Raw genomic sequence first — 20079 nt, forward strand, 5'->3', positions numbered from 1 at the left:
TGGTGCTACGGTTCTGTTTCCGAATGTAAAGTTACAACAAGATTAACACTAAATACACCCTCATGCGACTTTATTTCCAAATTATGATGATGAGGATAATGAAGTTCCAGTCGCTTTTTTACATTTTCTATCCCTAATCCGCCGATATAATTTTCTGGTTTTGAAAGTTCCCTATATGCATTAGCCACGTGCATATACACCTTGTCATCCTTCACCTTAATGTCTATGGATATCCATCCCGCCGAAGAACTTAGCCGAGGTCCGTGTTTGAATGCATTTTCTACAAACGGAAAAAAGATCAAAGGAACCATCATGCAGCTTTCGTCTTCAGCCGCCAAATTTAGATTGATCTGCACGGTCTCGCTATAGCGTAACTTTTCCAATTCAACATAATCCTTTAGCAATTGAAATTCGCGACTAATTTCTATCCTGGGTTGATTACTTTCATGCAGTAAATACACCATCATACTGCTTAAACGCATCATACTTTCGCCGCCTCTTTCATCATGATCGGATACCAGCACATAGATGCTATAAAGTGTGTTAAGTAAAAAATGTGGATTAATCTGGTATTTTAGAAAAGCAAGTTCCAACTGGACATTGTTCAACTCAAGTGCTGAATTTTTCAATTCGAGTTTCATTTTTGAATTTCGGACAGACATAAACGCCTGTACAATTTTTACGGTCAAAGGCAGGGCCACCAGAAAAATAAAATCCAACAAATAATCGCTAATGGAAGAAAGGCGAAAAGCACCGAAGATTCCTTGACTTAGTATTATTTCAAGATAGCTTGACAGGCGAACATCTGGTGTTAGATATTTCAATGTTAATAGGGCTGCAAAATAACTTAGAAACGACCACCAGGCATAAATAAACAATAACCACAATATACACAACACAAACTTTCCAGGAATAAACCAGCGCGGAATGATGACATACGCTGTTACATAAAATATGGTCAACAAAGAAAATACGTCCTTTACAAACAAAATCCAGGAATTATCAATATCTATCCGCTGATAGGAAATGAATTGCATTCCCAAAACCAAAAACCAAAAACACAAATGAAGAATAATACGTTTTCCCGTATTGTAATTTTGGAAAAACCTGTTCATAGATAGCATACTTTTCGATAATATCAGTCTAATATAATGATATCCTTTAGTCTGTGGTAGTCTGACTTGCTATGCGAGAACGCAAAAAGACATTTCTGCGACAAAAAACAACAACCTATAACGCTAACAATCTGAATATATCTCAATTAAGATATGAACAAACCAAAAAATAGAATTACGCATAAAAGAATAAAATTGTAACAAATATATTGCTTTAAATTTTCAACCATAAATTGTCCATAAAATGAACGATTGATGGGGTTGGCAAAAAATTTATTGCGATCTTCCGTATATTTAATTTTATAGAACCCACATAAACAACAATTAGATGTCAACTACTTTTATGCAGCTTTGGTTATATAATAACTGGGCCAATACAGCACTCCTGGATAAATTGAAAAGTGAAGGCGAAAATGTACCTCATTCTTGCATACGGCTCTTTAGCCATATTGTCAATGCTCAGATTATTTGGTTAAGTCGATTAACTGGTGAAAAACCACCTGTTGGTGTTTGGGATGAGCACAGTATCATCGATTGCCAAAGGTATCACGATTTAGCTTCTGAAGGATTTAGGCAGCAAATTCGGCGCAGAAATGATACGGAGGATGAAATTGTCAATTATACAAACACACAGCATCAGGCTTTTCATAACAAGGCCAACGACATTCTGTTACACGTCTTTAATCATGGCACCTATCACAGGGCGCAAATAGCAAGCGAAATGCGAAAAAATGGCATTGAACCTGTCAACACAGATTATATCACTTTTGTTCGCACATAACAGTACTGTCATCAGACGCCGCCGTGGTCTGATGACAAACGAAGTAGTTGCAGTTGGCGGACTAGACGTTCTATAATATCGGAGAAGACCTTAAATTTGAAACAAAATGAGTTACAAACATATCTTTAAAGCGTCCTTGGCTTGGAATCATCCTGAACAGCCTAGTGTTGTAGGTTCAAAAATTTATACAAAAAGCCATCACATCGCGATCGAGGGGAAAGCTGACCTGCAAGTTTCCGCAGCAAAAGCATTCAAGGGTGACCCTGCATTGTACAATCCGGAAGATTTGCTGCTGAGCAGCCTGATTTCTTGCCACATGATGTCCTATTTATACGTCTGCTCGAAAAATAGCATCGAGATTTTATCCTATAAGGACAATGCTATCGCTACCCTGGAAACGGATGGAGATGGAAGTGGTCGTTTTACAGAAGTTATATTACACCCCGAGGTTCTCATCACAGATGAATCCCAGATAGAACTTGCTTTATCCTTACATACCCAAGCAAATAAACTGTGTTTTATTGCGAATTCATGTAATTTCACGGTGCTGCACCATCCCAAATGTCAAGCGATTTAACCAGAAATGGGCACGCTATCGAAAGAAAAAAGCTCCCTCTTTTCGATTTGTTAACGCTATCGAAAATGCGACACTCACCACAAATTAGTAATAAAATAACAAACAAGTTTTTAAGGATTTCATTACTTTTAAATCATGATGGAAAATTCCAAGAAAAAAGCAGCAATCGGATTCATATTTATTACACTACTAATCGATATTACGGGTTGGGGAATCATTATTCCTGTCGTCCCTAAACTTATCGAGGAATTGATTCATAGCGATGTCAGTGAAGCGGCAAAATATGGCGGTTGGCTCGGCTTTGCCTATGCTTTCACGCAATTCATCTGTTCTCCCGTCGTTGGTAACCTCAGCGATAAATATGGCAGAAGGCCAATTATATTGATCTCACTTTTTGGCTTTGCGGTAGACTACATCTTTCTTGCCCTCGCACCAACTATAGGTTGGCTATTCTTAGGACGCGTTATCGCCGGATTGACAGGTGCTAGTTTTACAACGGCAAGTGCCTATATCGCCGATATATCTACGGATGAAGATCGGGCAAAGAACTTTGGCTTGATAGGCGCTGCATTTGGTCTAGGCTTTATCATCGGCCCAGTTATTGGCGGTCTGCTCGGTCACTATGGTGCCAGGGTTCCCTTTTATGCGGCCGCAGGACTGTGTATGCTAAACTTTCTATATGGCTATTTTATCTTACCTGAGAGCTTAGATAAAGAAAAACGTAGAGCTTTTGAATGGAAACGCGCAAATCCAATTGGATCCTTTAAGTTTCTTGGAAAACATCCAGAAATATCCGGATTAATCGTTGCCTTAATTTTAATATATATCGCAGGCCACGCAGTTCAAAGTAACTGGAACTTCTTCACCATGTATAAATTCGACTGGACAGAAAGAATGGTGGGTATCTCATTAGGTGTTATTGGATTATTGATTGGATTGGTTCAGGGCGTTTTAATTCGATGGACAACGCCCAAACTTGGTGAACAAAAAAGCATTTTCTATGGATTGACCCTGTATGCTATTGGACTACTGTTATTCTCGTTTGCAAGCGAAGGATGGATGATGTTCGTCTTCCTTATCCCCTATTGCTTGGGTGGTATTTGTGGACCAGCTCTTCAGTCTGTTATTACAAAAAATGTTCCTTCAAACGAACAGGGTGAACTTCAAGGTGCACTAACAAGCTTAATGAGTGCAACATCGATTATTGGTCCACCAATGATGACAAACCTATTTTATTATTTCACCCATGACAAAGCACCATTTAAATTTTCTGGCGCGCCGTTTTTCTTAGCATTTATCCTGATGACGATTAGTGTGATCATTGTCTATAATGCTTCTCGCAAAAAGAGAAATCAGCAAATAAATCTTTAAACCTGATTGATCAGTCTGCACTATTTTCATCTATCTTCCTCTAAAACTCAACTGGCCTATNNATAGGCCAGTTGAGTTTTAGAGCTTTGACTTTAAACGGCTCAATGTCTCCTGTGAAATATTCAGATAGGAAGCAACTATTCTATTGGATAGCCTTCTGACAACCATTGGATTTTCATCCAACAATAAACGATATTTTTCAAGGGCATCTTGCATTAAAAATGACATCAGACGCTTTGTATTTGTTACATAGGCAATTTCCAAATAGAGACGGTAGAACTTCTCCCACTGTGGAATAAGGTCCAACAAATGATAAAAATCCTTATGACTTATATAGTAGATTTCAGTAGGTTCCAAAGCCTGAATGAATTCTTCGGACTCTTCTCCTGTAATAAAACTGACTAATGCGGTTGCAAACTGATTCTCAAAGGCAAAGTAGCGTGTTGCTTCTTGTCCAGACTCATTAATAAAAAAAATACGTAAACACCCCTTGGTCACGAAAAATGAGCGTTGGCTTATTTCACCATTGGCCAACAAAAACTCATTTTTCTTTAGCTTTAAAGGCTTAAAATATGAGCGTATTAGATGTAATTCATCTTCTGTTACCGTAATTTTACTCGTGATATAGGATATCAATAGCTCATCCATTTTAATTGCTGTTCTAAATTAATTTCCAGCAAAACTAATAAAATTGGATTAACAGTAACTAATTCAAGAACTAGATCGGCTCATTTAAATTCATAAGTTCACTTTCTGCATGCCCCACTCTCCAGTATGCGCAGGCATATAGGTCTTGTGAAGTTCTCCCTTTTTCCTCCCGAAAGTAATGACGTAATTCTTTCACAATGGCATACTCCGCAGCAATAAAGATATAACTCGTTTGATCATCCGCCCTAAAGTCGGCTTTTTTAACATATTCAGCGAGATTACTCCCTTGTTCTGGTGTCTGATTATAACACCATTGTATGAGTGCACTGCAGGCTGAGGACAATACAAGCTCGTCTTCTTTTGCCGGAATCTCAATAATTACTTTTGCTCTAGCCGTCGCTGGAAGCTCTTCTAATATTGCAGCAATAACCGGTAAAGCTGTTGTGTCTCCAACCAGCAGGTAACAGTCTACCTGGGGAACCAATTTTCTTTTGCTCTCCTTCATGCCAATTTCCAATTGATCGCCCTTTTCCGCCTTGATTGCCCATGCAGATGCAGGACCGCTATCACCATGAACAACAAAATCGATATGCAATTCTCTGTTAGAAAGATCTATTTTACGATTGGTGTAAGTTCTGACGACTACTTCTTGCGCATTGTGCTGTAACGGAACGAAAAGCTTGTTATTTGAACCCGAACTGACTTCGGCCAATAACCCGAGCTGCTCATCGGTTAAATCAAATATTACCCTGATAAGATGTGGTGTAAGGTACTCTTTTCGGCCAACGCGGAATAACGATCTTATTTTTTTAGTGTTTGTCTGATTCATATACTGTTTTTCGATGATTACTATTTAGCTTTCTATAGGTAACAATATCCTCAATAGATAATACGGTAAGATTATGTTTCAGTCCGAATGCTGAGACCTCATTCAAACGCGCCATTGTCCCATCCTCATTCATCAATTCACATAAGACAGCCATCGGTTCTAAACCCGCCATAAGCATCAAATCGATATTGCCTTCTGTATGACCATCGCGACCCAATACTCCGTTCGCGTGCGCCCGCAAGGGAAAGATATGACCTGGGCGAACAAGGTCCCCCGGTTTGGCATCCTGCGCACAGGCCGCTCTTATTGTGGCAATTCGATCGGAAGCCGAGAGCCCCGTAGTTGCCCCTATCTTTGCATCGATAGATACTGTAAATGGCGTTTGGTAAGGACTTGAATTAGCTGACACCATATAAGGTAAGTCTAATTCATTCGCTTTCTCATGGGTGAGACAAAGACAGACAACACCACTACAATACCGGATCATTTGTACCATATCCGGTATGCTCATGTTTTGGGCAGAGAAAATAAGATCCCCCTCATTCTCTCGATCTTCATTATCGATAAGAAGAACCCCTTTACCGGCCTGTAAATCCTTTAATGCCTTTCTACTCTTGCTATGGGATCATCCCCAAACATTGTTAACAAATTTTTCATATCATTCTATATTATCCTGCCTCTTTCCGAATAACTGAGGCTGGCTTATTTGATGACAAAGATCTATCCATGAAAAACAATAAACATTGACTTAAGTCAAAAACAGCAAACACCTACAATTTCATTTCTTGATAAATATTTGCTGTCCATAAATCAAGTTCAAATTCCTTTTTCCTAACATCTTCCAAGGGATAAATCCCCTTTTGATAGCTTCTCACAAGTTCTTTTCGCTGCACTTGAATCATAGATAGTTCGATGTCAAAATAGCATGCTCGCCACTCATCCCTACAGATAATGTCTTTGATAGATCTCTTCATGTCGTTAGGTTCTTCCCTTTGATTTTGCAACTTTACTTGCATCTTTTGTACGACTTCTTGCACTAATGGTCTGTCGATTTCCAGACTTTCCAAATAGCTTAACGAACGCTCAATCAATAAATCGTTTAGTTCTTTCCCCTTATCCTGTTTGTTCGGCTTGGGAGTAATACGCTTAATAAGTTGAGGCAAACTAATTCCTTGAATAACTAACGTGAAAATAATGACAACAAAGGAAAGAAAGAGAACGGTATTTCGCTGTGCAATGAGCGAACCATTGTTTGCATATAAAGGCAATGCAAATGCGGTAGCAAGTGAAACAACCCCGCGCATACCCGACCAAGACAAAATAATATACTCCTTTCGAAATCGCCATTGAAAAGCTGCATCCTCTTTATCTTCCCGACAAGAAAACAGCGGAAAAAAGTAGGTCACAATTAAGCGTATCAGAATTAACAGACAGAAGATCAAGAAGCCGTACAAAGTCAGAACGATTATTTCTGAACGAGGTATTGCTTCAACAATGTGGGGAAGCTGCATGCCTAAAATCAAAAAAACGAGTCCATTTAGAATAAAAATAATGACATCCCAAAAATGGCTCATCTGTAAACGGCTTGCTGAGCTAAATAAGGAAAAGGAATTCCAGGAGATATACATACCTAAACTGACGACAGCCAGGACCCCTGAAGCGGCTAAATGTTCAGCAAGGCTATATGTCGCAAATGGTAACAACAACACAGCAAAGGTTTCGACATTACTATTGCCATGGAGAAAGCGATGTAATTTTACAAACCCATAACCGATCGACAAACCTATTGCCACTCCACTTATTCCCATTATCACAAACTGTAATCCAGCATTCCAAAATGAAAAACCACCACTTACCAATGCTATAATCGCACACTTAAATGCAATTAATGCGGATGCATCATTAAGCAGACTTTCCCCCTCAAGAAGCGTGATTAATTTTCTCGATAGGGGAAGATCCTTCGCAATGCTCGTCGCTGCTATCGCGTCCGGTGGCGAAATAATTGCCCCTAACGCAAAGGAAATCGCCCAGTTAAATCCTGGAATGATCGAATGAACAACAACTGCAATAACAGTCGTTGTAATCAATACCAGTCCGACTGCCAATAAAGAAATCTTAGAAAATTGCCGTTTGAAATCCGGAATAGATGTATTCCAGGCTGCATCAAACAAAATTGGCGGCAAAACTATATTAAAAATTATATCGGGATTAATCGCCAATACCGGAAAGCACTGTGCCAAACTCAATATAAGTCCCACGATAACCAATAAAATGGGGAGTGCTAGTTTTAAACGGCTCCTAACTGATGTGATCACAATTAAAATAATAGAAATCCAAATAATATGCTCGAGTTCTGTCATTTGATAAAAAATTTAAGTCCCAAAACTAATCGCCTCGCAACTGAAAAACCATGACTTAAGTCAAAAAACAGCAACACAATAGCTAATCCAGTACATAATTATCGAACTTCTGGATCAATTTAGGTTAATCAAACTTCAATTCTTCAATTCATGGATCGAATTCTTCAATTCCTCCATTACTGATCGCTGTAAATTTGCAGCCAAGGAAATAAAATTCAAAATGATACATACAACAGACATAACAAATCAAAACATAGAGTTTCACGTAGACTCAAAGCGGTCTTAGCTCCCACCCTCGAGTTGCTCTATATCGCAAGCTTTATGGTTGGATTCAGCTCTGTCGTTCCTCAAATGCTCGTTCCCCTCACGGCCGAACTAGCTGCTCCCGAAAAACGCAATTCATCAATCGGAATGGTCATAAGTGGCTTACTATTGGGTATTCTGCTTTCCCGTGTCGCAGCTGGATTTATTGGCGATATCTGGGGATGGCAAGCAATCTATTATATAGCTATAGCATTAATGGTTTTATTCATGTTATTATTAGCTTTCTCACTACCTGATGTAAAACCGACATTTCAAGGTACTTATCTCCAATTAATGCACTCCTTGGTCCATCTGACAAAAACTCAACCGGTATTACGGCTATCTGCACTCAGAGGGGCTTTAGGCTTTGCTGGATTCAGTGCTTTTTGGATTACATTAGTATTTCATTTACAGGAAGCTCCTTTCTACGCAGGCTCTGCCGTAGCGGGATCCTTCGGATTAATAGGGGCTGTTGGCGCGCTGGCAGCATCAGTGGTCGGCCGGATTGCAACGCGTGTTTCTACGTATACCATTATTCTTGGTTCCATATTTATCCTGCTATTGAGCTGGATTTTATTCTACATCGGAGGGAATAGCTATATCGGATTAATAACAGGTGTAATCTTAATCGACCTGGGTTTACAATCCATGCATATCAGCAATCAATCTGCTTTTTTTCCTTAAATCTAGGGGCAACCAACCGACTAAATACAGTCTATATGTTTAGTTACTTTGCCGGTGGATCATTGGGTAGTTACTTGGCTTCCCTGGCTTGGAAATACTTTCAATGGAATGGCGTGGTATTGACCGGCTTTTGTTGTACACTACTGGTCCTCATCGTGCATGTCGGCTATGATAGACGACCAAAAAACTTTTCTTAGTCGTTGAGCACGACAATCCCAAGAAATGCAAGTTAACGGACATTTTGATTTCCATACATGGCCTACATATTAAGGATATAAGCCATGTATGGAAATTTATTTCATTTATTCAAGTACGCCAAACTTGCCAGCTTGAAAATCTTCAAAGGCTTGGTAAATCTCCGCCTGTGTATTCATTACAAATGGGCCATAACTCACGATAGGTTCATCAATGGGTTCACCACTTAACACAAGTAAAACTGCATTCTTATTTGCCCTTATCGAAATCTCTTCACCATCATGACCAAATAAGACAAAGCTATGCTCCTTAGCAAGTTCACCGTTGACTACAACCTCGCCATTCACAACGAGCATCGCTGTATTATGATTTTGTGGAACCAAAAAGTTCGTTTCATGCTGTTCTTCCAATTTGATGTCAAACAGATTGACAGGGGTATAGGTGCTCGCTGGTCCAACCATATCCTGAAATTTCCCCGCGATGACATTGACTACCCCTGCCGCATCGGGCAACACGACTTTCCCCATCTGATCGGCAGTAATTGCCTGATAGTGCGCCGCTGTTGATTTATCTTTCGCTGGTAAATTAACCCAGAGCTGAACCATTTCAAATAATCCGCCTTTCTTTGAAAATTCCTCTTCATGGTACTCTTTATGCAATATGCCAGCGCCGGCAGTCATCCATTGTACATCACCCGGACGAATAACACCGCTATTCCCCGAACTGTCATGATGGGCTACACTACCTTTGTAGGCGATAGTCACGGTTTCAAATCCTTTATGCGGATGTACATCCACGCCTCTAATATGATCCGAAGGTCCAAAATCAAATGCTGCATTGAAATCCAGTAAAAGAAATGGACTCATCCTCTTTTGGGAAATCCCATTCCCTGGTATCATATTAAATACACGAAATCCATCTCCTACCATGCCAGGTTGAGCTGGACGTTGGAAAATTCTTTCAATTGATTTTTTCATGTTATAATCTCCTTTTTTATCGTTCTTGATGAATTTAAGTTGAAGCCTAAATGATCACTTCATTTTAAATTGCTATCTCAAAGGTACGACAAGAAGAAGTCTGCTTCCAACAACCTAGATTAAGGCGTAAACTTAACCTAGATTAAGTTTATAAGAAAGATACCGCTAAAACTAGGAATTCCCACATTTTCTGGATGCCACAGAAATGTGTAACTTAAATAAAAATCATAGACCAAGTATATTTATGCACGTAAACAATACCACCGCATTAACAAAATTCTATCGTCACATTTGGTCACGTCCAATGCTATTACTCCTGCTATTCATCTTTTCATACCTCGTAGTACATGCGCAAGCCAATAGTAAGGCTAAAGTGAAACCAAACTGGAATGAGATCCTTGAGGAACAACTATTTCCAAGCAAAAAGCTCCAAGATTCAACCTTCCATTTTCAGGGCAAATATGAAGAAAAATTTATCACAACAGCAGATCATGTTAAACTCCATGGGATCTTGTTTAAGGCAGACAAGAGCAAAGGACTAATTTTCTATTTGCATGGCAGTAATGGGGCGGTAGACACTTGGGGTAAAATTGCGAATATCTATACTGATAACGGCTATGATCTTTTTATGTTAGACTACCGAGGTTACGGAAAAAGTGAAGGTAAAGTAACCAATGAAGAACTACTTTATAGTGATCTGCAAATAGTCTATGATAACCTGAAACAACATTATCCGGAAGATCATATCATCATAATTGGTCAATCGATGGGTACAGCACTGGCTTCAACTATTGCTTCGCATAACGCCCCAAAAATACTTATTCTTCAGGCACCTTACTATAGTTTTGAAGATTGGACGCAACATATCGCTCCTGAGCTCGATACAAGCGGGCTCCCCTTTCATTTCGACAATGCTTCGGCATTACAAAAAGTAAAATGTAGAACGATCATCTTCCACGGAGACCAGGATAAAGCCGTCTATTTTGACTCTTCCATTAAACTGAGTAGATTCTTTAAAAAACAGGATAAATTGATTCGGTTGGCAAAGGAGGGACATAATGATTTTTCTAAAAATAAAGACTATCTGCATGCGATTGCCAAGCTATTGCGATAGTCTCATTTTATATCAAAAATACACTATGCCCCTTCCCGAATTTTATACATTAAATTCGGGATAAGGAAAACCCTTTCCTTTTTCACAGAAAAATTTTAAACTCCTGAAAAATAGTGCCTAATCAAAACTACAGGAAGCGAATTCCGCACTATAATTTGTCCAGCCATCATGGTGAAACAGCAGCATACATCCCTTTTGCTGAGGTTCAAGTTCAAAGGTCAGTGTCGTTCCAATCCATTCCTCAAATGCCTTGACACAGCGCCACTCGACCCTGGAATAAGGCTTCAGCGCAATAACTTCCATATTTTTAAAATAGCTGGGACCAAATCCAAAGCGCAGGATCGCACCAATCTCTGGCTTTGCCTTCGTATCTGGTGTCCACCAGCCTGCTAGTCCTTCCGCCGTTGTAAGCGCCTTGTAAACAGTCTCTACCGGAGTTTCAATTAACAATCTATGGTAGATACTTTTTGTCCCAGGATCATGTGGTATGCGATTCTCTTCCATAGCGTCCAGCGCTATTTCCTCCTTTGGAGTAGGCTGTCCCATCCCCGTTAAAATCAATTGTCTTAGGCTGTCCGCTATGTAATATGTCCAGGCATCATGACATACCTTATAACATTCCATCTGGGAATTAAGCCCACGATGGGTGAAATGTAATGTAGTTGTACCTACATCTTCAACAATATCGAAGATAATGGAACTATTAGTCCATTCCCGTTCATCCTGGGTAAATTTAAAATAGTTTTCGAGGACCCGCCAGACTACTTTACGATCTGTTTCCATCGTTTCTATTCGTATTCGACAACGATGTACATCCTGATAATGATATATAAACTCATCATGCAAAGCAGCAGTTAGCCCTTCAATATTTTGAGACCACCATCCACGGACATTATTGATTGCTTCAAATACGCGTTGAGCACCTGCATCAACGGTAATACTCATTTTAAAATCTTCCTTTTTCATCATTCTTCGTATTTTTAACCATTAACTCATACTTCTTATCTTCCTATAACTCAATCGAATCAAATATGTAAATCTGAACATCATCATCATGAGGCGCCAAGATTCTTCGGTCAACTTATATATTGCGATCATTTGTACCATCCTGTCGTATTAATTTAAATTTATAGATCAAATATAGTGGAGTTCAAAACACAAAAAGGGGTGTAAAATAGACATTCTCAGCGGTTGATTTAGACAAGTCGTTTCGGTATATTTGAATAGTATCAAATAAGCGTACTATCGTTTATTCAATCTTATAAACTTTCAACATGAAACACCTAACGATCTTAGTTCCAAACAGTCAGACAGGCCCTAATACCATATCGTGCATTATTGGAACATACCATGTATTCACCGAAGCGAACCGCTATTACGATCAACTGAACAGGGAGCCTATATTTATTATAGAATTAGCAGGAGTTTCTAAACAGAGTAACTTTGTCAATGGATTATTAACGGTCATGCCACAGAAAGATATCACTGCAATTCAAAAAACAGACCTCATTATTGTACCCGCTGTCATTTCCAATTTTACTGCAATAGAAGCTGGGAATAGCGTTCTTTCAGAATGGATATTACACCATCATGCCAAAGGAGCAAATGTTGCAAGCATGTGTACCGGTGCATATCTGCTCGCATCCACGGGACTTTTAGATAACAAAAGCTGCTCTATCCATTGGAAATCAGCAGCAAACTTCCATAAGCTCTTCCCCAAAGTCAACTTAAAAACAGAACAAATTATTACCGATGAGCAGGGAATCTATACCAATGGTGGCGGTTATTCCTTCCTCAACCTCCTCCTTTACCTGGTTGAAAAGTTTTACGACAGACAGACAGCGATTTATTGCTCCAAAATATTTCAAATTGATATTGCCAGACAAACGCAATCCGATTTTATGATCTTTAATGGTCAAAAGTCACATGGCGATGAAATGGTCATGCGTGCACAGGACTATCTCGAGAATAACTTCTCAGAAAAAATCTCCATGGAGAAGTTATCTGAAAAATTCACCGTCGGACGCCGGAATTTCGACCGTAGATTTATTAAAGCGACAGGTAATACACCTGTGGAATATCTTCAACGGATAAAAGTGGAATCGGCAAAAAAGGAATTGGAAAGCTCGCGGAAAACGGTAAATGAAGTAATGTACGCTATTGGGTATACTGACGTAAAGGCTTTCCGTGAAATATTCCGTCGGTTTACGGGACTATCCCCCCTTGAATATAAAAACAAGTACAATAAAACCGCAATAAAATAGAGGCTACATGAATTTTGATCCTATTCAGTTTTCCGATCTTCCCATAATTACAACGCTAAGTCCGGAAGGATGGGGCAATATCACGATCAAAATACAACACTATATAGAAAGCCCTTTTTGTTTTCCCATAAAACTCCTGGTCGATCAGAAAATTGTCGCCATAGGTACGACCATTATCCATAGTAACGTAGCCTGGTTGGGACATATTATCGTTGCTGCCGATGAAAGAGGAAAAGGCTATGGGAAACACATCACCCAAGAACTTATTCATATAGCAAATAGCAAAAAATGCAAGAGCATCCAACTCATTGCAACGGATATGGGCGCTCCAGTTTACACAAAACTCGGCTTTAAGGAATCTTCTTCCTATCTTTTCTTTGATGATATACAGATCACTCAGCTTGAAGAACCGGACCACAGCATACAGCACTATCAATCCCGTTATAGCGAGCAACTTTTGGCACTCGACCAGAAAACTGCTGCCGAAAATAGACGGTTCGAAATAGAACCACATTTCACGGCTGGCTTTGTCTATGTGGAAAACAAAACTGTCCGCGGCTATTACCTTCCCACTTTGGGAGAAGGTCTTATTGTCGCCAATAAACAATCCGCCGGAATGGCTTTGTTAAAACTCTATTTAAGGCAAAATTCCAAAATTGTACTACCTCAAGAGAATACAACCACAGTTTCCTTCCTATTGAACCAAGGAAATCCTATAAAACGCCGGGCCAAGCGCATGTACCTGGGTGAAAATATCGATGTTCAATTTAAGTCTATCTTCAATAGAATTGGTGGAAATATTGGTTAACATCAATCCTATTCGCTATTTTTTTAGGACCGACAACAAATTTCAAGACGACATGAAGGATTATGAAAGTTGACCAACGGCATCCTCAAGAACTTCTTTGTTATCCATAGTCGGCTGCTTTTTGCTTCGTTGGATGTAACATAAAGAAATGACTATCCCTAATGCCGCCATTACCGCACCAACCAAAGCTGGAGAAGTGTAACCATAGCCTTGATTAATAGGCACACCACCTAAAAAAGCACCCAACGCATTCGCAATATTAAAACATGCAGGCCCCAGAGAAGCAACCAACATTTCAGCATCACTCTTTACCGAATTAAGCAATAATAGGGTTAACGAAGGTACAAGCGCAAAAGTAGTGACTCCGGTTAAAAAAGTCATCACCAAGGATATCCCAACGTTGTCGGACAGGCCATAAATAGCCAGCATACATAAAATCTGAACCACCAATACGGCTACGACCACCTTTGTTGGCGAAAAAGTATCCGTCAACTTCCCGCCGATCAAATTCCCCACAAACATACCCAATCCAGCCAACACCATAATATACGGCAGGTATTTATCAGCAATCCCAGACACTTCAGTCATCAGCGGAGCAATATAACTTATCCAGGCAAACAACGCCCCTGGGGCCACTGAAAATAATAAAACCATAAACCAGACATTCACATTGCGAAAAATGCCAAAGTCCTTCCAGGGATTATTTTTAGGTGCTGCTTTCATTTTAGGCATCCACAACTTTAAGGCTAACATGGTCAAAATACCGACGACAACAATCAATAAGAAAGTATAACGCCATGAAAAAGGATGCCCTATATAGGTACCCAATGGAACCCCAAATAAATTGGCAATGGTCAATCCCGAATACATCGTCGCTACCGCCTGCGCTTCTTTCCCAGGATCGTCCAATCGACTAGCAATGACAGACCCTACTCCGAAGAAAGCACCATGCGGCAATCCTGAAATAAAACGCGACACCAGCAAAAGACCGTAATCTGGAGCAATCACAGATAATCCATTAAACAGAGTAAATAATCCCATGAGGGTAATCAGGGTTTTAAGGGGCGACAACCGATTCATAGCAACTACCAATAGTGGAGCACCAATAACAACACCCAAAGCATAAGCGGTAATGAGATAACCAGCTTCCGGAATTGAAACTTGCAGGCTTTGGGCAACGTCCGGTAACATCCCCATCATACTAAATTCGGTAATACCTATCCCTAATCCCCCTAGTGCAAGTGCTAATAAACTCTTCTTCATATATAAGTAAAATTATCAATACTGCAAATTTCTATCAGAATAATAAAATAAACAAATCATTTAAATAGTAAAAGGTATCATTAAACTAATAGCATCATCTTTGTCTCAATGAAAACAGCTATATTAGCTTGTGGTAAAAACGATCGTCGCAACACATACAAACCTTAACCATGAAATTGCATCATTATATTCTTACATTCACCTTGTACGCATGTGTACCTTTTTGGGCATTGGCACAAAAAGAGCAGACAAAAAAGAATCCAAATATTGTATATATCATGAGTGATGACCATGGTTATCAAGCGATCAGCGCTTATGGTTACGGATTAAATGAAACACCCAATATTGACAGATTAGCAAAGGAAGGTGCCATTTTCACACGTGCGACCGTGACAAATTCATTATGTGCGCCCAGTCGGGCTGTACTTTTAACGGGAAAGCACAGTTATATGAACGGGAAAATTGATAATGAGGCAAAATTCGACTGGAATCAGGACAACTTTGCCAAGATTCTTCAAAAAAATGGGTACCAAACAGCATTAATTGGTAAAATCCACATGGATGGGTTGCCACAGGGATTCAACTACTCCGCGGTACTTATCGACCAGGGCGAATATTATAATCCTAACTTCATTATCAATGGTGTGAAACAACAAATGCCAGGCTATGTATCGGATCTCACCACCGATATGACCTTAGATTGGATCGCTAAAAGAGATACTAGTAAACCATTCTGTGTGCTTTATCATCAAAAAGCGCCACACCGAGAATGGCTACCTGCTTTACGGCATATTCAACAATATACATCAAAAACCTATAAAGAACCGGACAATCTATTCGACACCTACGAAGGAAGAGGAACCGCCGCAAAAACCGCGGAAATGAATATCCTTAAACACATGAACTGGGCTGGCGACAATAAGATACCGCCTACGCTAATGGATGAATTGGGACTAAAAGAATATCTATCTTGGGATAAAGCTGCCTTTAATGGAAACTTAGGAAGAATGACCGCAGCACAACGTGCAACATGGGATTCAATATACAACCCAATTATGGCAGATTTTAAGATAAAATATCCCAGCATGTCCAAAGAAGACCTGATGCGCTGGCGATATCAACGCTATATGCAAGATTACCTGGGTACCGTTGCAGCGGTAGACGATGGTGTTGGACGCCTATTGGAATTTCTGAAAGATAATAGACTTGACGAAAATACCATTGTCATTTATACCTCAGACCAAGGATTCTATCTAGGTGAACATGGTTGGTTTGATAAACGTTTTATGTATGAGGAATCGCTTCGAACTCCCTTATTGATCCGCTATCCAGCAGAAATTAAAGCTGGCCAATCCTCAAAAGCACTTGTCCAGAATCTCGATTTTGCCCCAACAATCCTAGATTATGCAGGACTTGCAATCCCGAAAGATATGCAGGGAAAATCTTTTCGTGGCCTACTCAATGGAAAAGAAAAGCAATGGCGCGATGCCGTATATTACACCTATTATGAGTATCCTTCCATTCACATGGTAAAACGACATTATGGAATTCGTACCGAAAGGTACAAACTGATCCATTTCTATTATGACAAAGATGAGTGGGAATTATACGATCTAGAAAAAGATCCACAGGAAATGCAGAATGTATACCATGTACAAGGATACCACAACGTACGTGAAGAAATGCATCATAAACTGGACGAAGCGCGAGCCTACTATAAAGATTCCGATGAGAACGACAAAAAGTTTTTACCAAAGGTGAAACATTGATTTACTGGTGTATCAAGCCAGTAAATCAGTGTTGATAAAAATTTAAACAGGGTTGAGTTTGAAATAGCGTCTCAAAATACGTCTAACATCTCTGTTCTCGGCCTTGAAGACGATGGCTTCTCGCTTTTTCTTTTCGCTAGAAACACGCTTATTGCAGTAGCCAAATCCTTTATACCGACCGTCCAACAAGTAAACAAGGCCCTTTTCATTGGGATTACGCCCTAAAAATTCCAAAAATATTTCGCCCAGCGGAAGCTCCGAAGAGACGACAAATTCCTGCACTCTTCGATTATAGTCTTCTGGAAGCTCCTGCGCAATACAAGCCCCCTTGCAGGTCTTCAACATATACTGAAAACAATGTTTCGTATACGTCTGTAACTTGTTTATTTTTTGACACAGCTGATAAGCTTCCACGATATGAAATAATTGCTCCCGCCCCTCCTGGTAACTCGAAAAAGTCATTAACTCTTCACGTTCGGGATCAAGTGTCTCAACCTGCAAGACTTGATAACCTGACGGATTCACAGCCAGATAAAGGCCAAATCCATAGTAAGTTCGACGCTGCGCTCGATTGTAATAGGGTTGGTGTTTTTTGATCAGGTCAGATTCATACAATAACGCAAGTAATTCATGACCGGTCAGTTCAAATCCAACTCTACAGGCTGCTCCTTGGATTTTACGTTCCTTAAAATCTGTACTTCTAAAATGCTGCAATAACCTATTTCTAATATCGATACTCTTGCCCACATAAATTAGCGCATCATGCTTATCATAAATATAATATACGCCGACTGCTGAAGGTACTCCTTCAAGCAATCCGGCAATTTGCTCTTTCGTCATTACATAAAAATCACGCCCAAATATACTAATATATTTAGTGTTTTAGATGATGGCTAAAAAAAATAGGCATACACCCACCCTTCATTTCATCCAATGAAAAGGGCGGGTGCAACTTGATGCTAAATGTCAAAATTTCATTTTCTGAATTCTTATGGCATTCAATATCGCAATCAACGATACGCCAACATCGGCAAAGACTGCCTCCCACATCGTTGCCAATCCCCCAGCGCCAAGAATCAACACGATCCCCTTAACTATGAAGGCAAGGCCTATATTCTGATAAACGACTTTTTTCGTCTCTTTTCCAATGCGAATCGCCATTGGAATTTTCGAAGGTTTATCATCTTGTATCACGACATCTGCCGTCTCGATCGTCGCATCACTGCCCAGTCCCCCCATCGCTATTCCAACATCGCTCAGTGCGACAACCGGAGCATCATTAACGCCATCCCCCACAAAAGCAACAGATTCGTTTAGTCCCTTTATTTCCTTGACTTTATTCACTTTATCTTCCGGCAGCAGATCGCCATAGGCCTGATCTATTCCAAGTTCCTTGGCAACATAGGCGACAACAGTCGTCTTGTCCCCGCTCAGCATTGTGGCTTTTACACCGAGTTTATGCAGTAGCTGTATGGTAAGCGCAGCATCCGCTTTTATGCTATCAGCAATGGTCATGAATCCTACAAATTTACCATCCAAAGCGATCGCGATGGTCGTATATACGATACTATTGGGATCGATATCATAGACTACATTAAATTTGTCCAGCAATTTAAAGTTGCCCACCAGCAACACTTTGCCATCAGCCATAGCTTTTAGTCCATGTCCAGGGATTTCTTCTATGGTATTGAGATCGACAGACTCATCGATCGGACCGACATATTCTCTAATCGCTGTTGCAACTGGATGGCTACTGTGGCTCTCTATTTTATTGACGAGCTTTAAAATCCTTGCTTCGTCGTAACCGGCCTGTAGCTTAATTTCCTGCACTTTAAAAACGCCGGCAGTCATTGTTCCGGTTTTATCCATCACGACATGGCGGATAGCTGCCATCGCATCCAAAAAATTACTGCCTTTAAAAAGTATACCATTTCTACTTGCAGCACCAATTCCACCAAAATACCCCAAAGGAATTGAAATGACGAGTGCACAGGGGCAAGAGATCACTAAAAACACGAGAGCCCTATACAACCATTCGCTAAATACATATTGATCCACAAACAAGTAAGGCAGGAGACAAATTCCAATGGCCAAAAACACGACAATTGGGGTATAAATCTTAGCAAATTTGCGAATAAACAGCTCTGTGGGTGCTTTTTGAGCCGTTGCGTTCTGTACGAGCTCGAGGATTTTGCTCAACTTGCTGTCCTGATATGCTGTTGTCACTTGAATTAGGCTCACGGTGTTCATATTAATCATTCCAGCCAGTACAACATCACCCTTCATCTTTGTATCTGGCTTGCTCTCGCCAGTCAGCGCAGCTGTATTAAATGCACCTTGCTCAGACAACAATTCACCATCAAGCCCAAGCTTTTCACCAGGTTTCAGCTGAATTATTTTTCCAATACCTGCATCGGCAGCTTTGATCACTTTGCTCTTTCCATTCTCCAAAATGGTCACCTCATCCGGACGCTGATCCAGTAGAGCCTTAATATTACTTTTAGCCCTACTTACCGCCAAGGTCTGAAACACCTCTCCTACGGCGTAAAACAACATTACCGCTACAGCCTCGGGGTATTCTTTGATCCCAAAAGCGCCTATGGTAGCAATACTCATTAACAAAAACTCCGAAAAGATTTCCCCTTTGGCTATACTCTTTAAAGCATCCCTGATAACAGGAAACCCAACCGGTAGATAAGCTAATATGTACCAGCCTGTACGGACCCAATCCTTAAACCAGGATTGTGCAATCCAATTATCCATGGCTATAGCAGCAATGAGTAAGATAAAAGAAATTAGCGCAGGTAGAAATAACTGCATCTGACTGGCCCCTGCCGTCGAGTGATCGTGACCGTCCTCATCATGGCTATGGTCATGACCTTGGCTGGAAGCCGGAGCTTTCCCAATAAGATCCTCAGCTCCACCCTGATTATATATTTTTTCGGTCTGTGTACAACAAAGCTGCCTGCCTTGTGCATCATAACGATGTTTATGTTCCATCACTTGCTTTGATTATGTTAA

The 20079-nt window shown here is 40.2% G+C and carries 19 protein-coding genes; 9 read left to right on the forward strand and 10 right to left on the reverse strand.

Features of this window, described 5'->3' with window-relative positions:
- Nucleotides 1-5: 5 nt before the first annotated feature.
- Nucleotides 6-1115, reverse strand: a complete 1110-nt coding sequence (locus tag B2O97_RS13405) for a sensor histidine kinase (RefSeq protein ID WP_286751853.1) — start codon at nt 1113-1115, stop codon at nt 6-8.
- Between the two features lie 328 nt (nt 1116-1443).
- Between B2O97_RS13405 and B2O97_RS13410 the strand changes: the two genes are divergently transcribed.
- The 3 genes from B2O97_RS13410 to B2O97_RS13420 all read left to right on the forward strand — a co-directional run bounded on the left by B2O97_RS13410 (nt 1444) and on the right by B2O97_RS13420 (nt 3844).
- Nucleotides 1444-1896 carry a DinB family protein gene (locus B2O97_RS13410; RefSeq protein ID WP_112374770.1) on the forward strand — a complete coding sequence of 151 codons (453 nt, stop codon included), beginning with the start codon at nt 1444-1446 and terminating at the stop codon, nt 1894-1896.
- A 106-nt stretch (nt 1897-2002) separates the two neighbouring features.
- Nucleotides 2003-2473, forward strand: coding sequence for an OsmC family protein (locus tag B2O97_RS13415; RefSeq protein ID WP_070564298.1), 471 nt, complete (start codon nt 2003-2005; stop codon nt 2471-2473).
- Nucleotides 2474-2608: 135 nt separating this feature from the next.
- Nucleotides 2609-3844, forward strand: a complete 1236-nt coding sequence (locus B2O97_RS13420; RefSeq protein ID WP_321167224.1) for a TCR/Tet family MFS transporter — start codon at nt 2609-2611, stop codon at nt 3842-3844.
- Between the two features lie 78 nt (nt 3845-3922).
- Here B2O97_RS13420 and B2O97_RS13425 read toward each other — a convergent pair whose 3' ends face one another.
- The 4 genes from B2O97_RS13425 to B2O97_RS13440 all read right to left on the reverse strand — a co-directional run bounded on the left by B2O97_RS13425 (nt 3923) and on the right by B2O97_RS13440 (nt 7681).
- Entirely contained in the window at nt 3923-4492 is a 570-nt protein-coding gene (locus tag B2O97_RS13425) for a Crp/Fnr family transcriptional regulator (RefSeq protein ID WP_070564302.1), read from the reverse strand.
- Between the two features lie 70 nt (nt 4493-4562).
- Nucleotides 4563-5321, reverse strand: a complete 759-nt coding sequence (locus B2O97_RS13430) for a siderophore-interacting protein (protein ID WP_070564305.1) — start codon at nt 5319-5321, stop codon at nt 4563-4565.
- Nucleotides 5302-5886: a 3,4-dihydroxy-2-butanone-4-phosphate synthase gene (ribB, locus tag B2O97_RS13435; RefSeq protein ID WP_414711303.1), complete on the reverse strand. Its 585-nt coding sequence runs from the start codon at nt 5884-5886 to the stop codon at nt 5302-5304. Before ribB ends, B2O97_RS13430 begins: the two co-directional genes overlap by 20 nt.
- Before the next feature lie 205 nt (nt 5887-6091).
- The gene (locus B2O97_RS13440) at nt 6092-7681 is read right to left on the reverse strand and encodes a Na+/H+ antiporter (protein ID WP_112374769.1); all 1590 of its coding nucleotides are present in this window, start codon (nt 7679-7681) and stop codon (nt 6092-6094) included.
- A gap of 321 nt (nt 7682-8002) precedes the next feature.
- On the opposite strand from B2O97_RS13440, the gene B2O97_RS13445 reads away from it, so the two are divergent.
- Nucleotides 8003-8668 carry an MFS transporter gene (locus B2O97_RS13445; protein WP_286767539.1) on the forward strand — a complete coding sequence of 222 codons (666 nt, stop codon included), beginning with the start codon at nt 8003-8005 and terminating at the stop codon, nt 8666-8668.
- A 35-nt stretch (nt 8669-8703) separates the two neighbouring features.
- A complete protein-coding gene (locus tag B2O97_RS13450; RefSeq protein ID WP_236560192.1) occupies nt 8704-8865 on the forward strand; it encodes a hypothetical protein in 162 nt (53 codons plus the stop codon).
- A 105-nt stretch (nt 8866-8970) separates the two neighbouring features.
- Here the strand turns inward: B2O97_RS13450 and B2O97_RS13455 are convergent, their stop codons facing one another.
- The gene (locus B2O97_RS13455) at nt 8971-9840 is read right to left on the reverse strand and encodes a pirin family protein (RefSeq protein ID WP_070564311.1); all 870 of its coding nucleotides are present in this window, start codon (nt 9838-9840) and stop codon (nt 8971-8973) included.
- 244 nt (nt 9841-10084) lie between these two features.
- Between B2O97_RS13455 and B2O97_RS13460 the strand changes: the two genes are divergently transcribed.
- Nucleotides 10085-10954 (forward strand): alpha/beta hydrolase, encoded by an 870-nt coding sequence (locus B2O97_RS13460; RefSeq protein ID WP_159332938.1) that lies wholly within the window; start codon nt 10085-10087, stop codon nt 10952-10954.
- Nucleotides 10955-11071: 117 nt separating this feature from the next.
- Here B2O97_RS13460 and B2O97_RS13465 read toward each other — a convergent pair whose 3' ends face one another.
- Nucleotides 11072-11923 carry an SRPBCC family protein gene (locus B2O97_RS13465; RefSeq protein ID WP_286767540.1) on the reverse strand — a complete coding sequence of 284 codons (852 nt, stop codon included), beginning with the start codon at nt 11921-11923 and terminating at the stop codon, nt 11072-11074.
- A 305-nt stretch (nt 11924-12228) separates the two neighbouring features.
- Between B2O97_RS13465 and B2O97_RS13470 the strand changes: the two genes are divergently transcribed.
- Together B2O97_RS13470 and B2O97_RS13475 are read left to right on the forward strand one after the other, a co-directional pair.
- Nucleotides 12229-13218: a GlxA family transcriptional regulator gene (locus B2O97_RS13470; RefSeq protein WP_112374766.1), complete on the forward strand. Its 990-nt coding sequence runs from the start codon at nt 12229-12231 to the stop codon at nt 13216-13218.
- 7 nt (nt 13219-13225) lie between these two features.
- The gene (locus tag B2O97_RS13475) at nt 13226-14026 is read left to right on the forward strand and encodes a GNAT family N-acetyltransferase (protein ID WP_286751846.1); all 801 of its coding nucleotides are present in this window, start codon (nt 13226-13228) and stop codon (nt 14024-14026) included.
- Nucleotides 14027-14086: 60 nt separating this feature from the next.
- Here B2O97_RS13475 and B2O97_RS13480 read toward each other — a convergent pair whose 3' ends face one another.
- On the reverse strand, nt 14087-15289 hold the full coding sequence (locus B2O97_RS13480) for an MFS transporter (RefSeq protein WP_286767541.1): 1203 nt from the start codon (nt 15287-15289) through the stop codon (nt 14087-14089).
- Nucleotides 15290-15459: 170 nt separating this feature from the next.
- On the opposite strand from B2O97_RS13480, the gene B2O97_RS13485 reads away from it, so the two are divergent.
- Nucleotides 15460-17058, forward strand: a complete 1599-nt coding sequence (locus B2O97_RS13485) for a sulfatase family protein (protein WP_286767542.1) — start codon at nt 15460-15462, stop codon at nt 17056-17058.
- A 42-nt stretch (nt 17059-17100) separates the two neighbouring features.
- On the opposite strand, the gene B2O97_RS13490 is transcribed toward B2O97_RS13485, so the two are convergent.
- The gene (locus B2O97_RS13490; protein ID WP_070564333.1) at nt 17101-17898 is read right to left on the reverse strand and encodes a GIY-YIG nuclease family protein; all 798 of its coding nucleotides are present in this window, start codon (nt 17896-17898) and stop codon (nt 17101-17103) included.
- A 126-nt stretch (nt 17899-18024) separates the two neighbouring features.
- Complete coding sequence (locus tag B2O97_RS13495; protein ID WP_286767543.1) at nt 18025-20058, reverse strand: heavy metal translocating P-type ATPase; 2034 nt, start codon at nt 20056-20058, stop codon at nt 18025-18027.
- Nucleotides 20059-20079 lie beyond the last annotated feature (21 nt).

The sequence above is a fragment of the Sphingobacterium sp. UBA865 genome, assembly GCF_002295765.1.
In the GTDB taxonomy this organism is placed as follows: Bacteria; Bacteroidota; Bacteroidia; order Sphingobacteriales; family Sphingobacteriaceae; genus Sphingobacterium; species Sphingobacterium multivorum.

What these genes read in the sequence shown, in the direction of transcription:
- B2O97_RS13485 (WP_286767542.1), top strand. Translation starts at nt 15,460, where the DNA reads ATGAAATTGCATCATTATATTCTTACATTCACCTTGTACGCATGTGTA.
- B2O97_RS13410 (WP_112374770.1), top strand. Translation starts at nt 1,444, where the DNA reads ATGTCAACTACTTTTATGCAGCTTTGGTTATATAATAACTGGGCCAAT.
- B2O97_RS13455 (WP_070564311.1), bottom strand. Translation starts at nt 9,840, where the DNA reads ATGAAAAAATCAATTGAAAGAATTTTCCAACGTCCAGCTCAACCTGGC.
- B2O97_RS13480 (WP_286767541.1), bottom strand. Translation starts at nt 15,289, where the DNA reads ATGAAGAAGAGTTTATTAGCACTTGCACTAGGGGGATTAGGGATAGGT.
- B2O97_RS13415 (WP_070564298.1), top strand. Translation starts at nt 2,003, where the DNA reads ATGAGTTACAAACATATCTTTAAAGCGTCCTTGGCTTGGAATCATCCT.
- B2O97_RS13425 (WP_070564302.1), bottom strand. Translation starts at nt 4,492, where the DNA reads ATGGATGAGCTATTGATATCCTATATCACGAGTAAAATTACGGTAACA.
- B2O97_RS13460 (WP_159332938.1), top strand. Translation starts at nt 10,085, where the DNA reads ATGCACGTAAACAATACCACCGCATTAACAAAATTCTATCGTCACATT.
- B2O97_RS13405 (WP_286751853.1), bottom strand. Translation starts at nt 1,115, where the DNA reads ATGAACAGGTTTTTCCAAAATTACAATACGGGAAAACGTATTATTCTT.
- B2O97_RS13490 (WP_070564333.1), bottom strand. Translation starts at nt 17,898, where the DNA reads ATGACGAAAGAGCAAATTGCCGGATTGCTTGAAGGAGTACCTTCAGCA.
- B2O97_RS13440 (WP_112374769.1), bottom strand. Translation starts at nt 7,681, where the DNA reads ATGACAGAACTCGAGCATATTATTTGGATTTCTATTATTTTAATTGTG.
- B2O97_RS13475 (WP_286751846.1), top strand. Translation starts at nt 13,226, where the DNA reads ATGAATTTTGATCCTATTCAGTTTTCCGATCTTCCCATAATTACAACG.
- B2O97_RS13420 (WP_321167224.1), top strand. Translation starts at nt 2,609, where the DNA reads ATGATGGAAAATTCCAAGAAAAAAGCAGCAATCGGATTCATATTTATT.
- B2O97_RS13495 (WP_286767543.1), bottom strand. Translation starts at nt 20,058, where the DNA reads ATGGAACATAAACATCGTTATGATGCACAAGGCAGGCAGCTTTGTTGT.
- B2O97_RS13470 (WP_112374766.1), top strand. Translation starts at nt 12,229, where the DNA reads ATGAAACACCTAACGATCTTAGTTCCAAACAGTCAGACAGGCCCTAAT.
- B2O97_RS13445 (WP_286767539.1), top strand. Translation starts at nt 8,003, where the DNA reads ATGGTTGGATTCAGCTCTGTCGTTCCTCAAATGCTCGTTCCCCTCACG.
- B2O97_RS13465 (WP_286767540.1), bottom strand. Translation starts at nt 11,923, where the DNA reads ATGATGAAAAAGGAAGATTTTAAAATGAGTATTACCGTTGATGCAGGT.
- B2O97_RS13450 (WP_236560192.1), top strand. Translation starts at nt 8,704, where the DNA reads ATGTTTAGTTACTTTGCCGGTGGATCATTGGGTAGTTACTTGGCTTCC.
- B2O97_RS13430 (WP_070564305.1), bottom strand. Translation starts at nt 5,321, where the DNA reads ATGAATCAGACAAACACTAAAAAAATAAGATCGTTATTCCGCGTTGGC.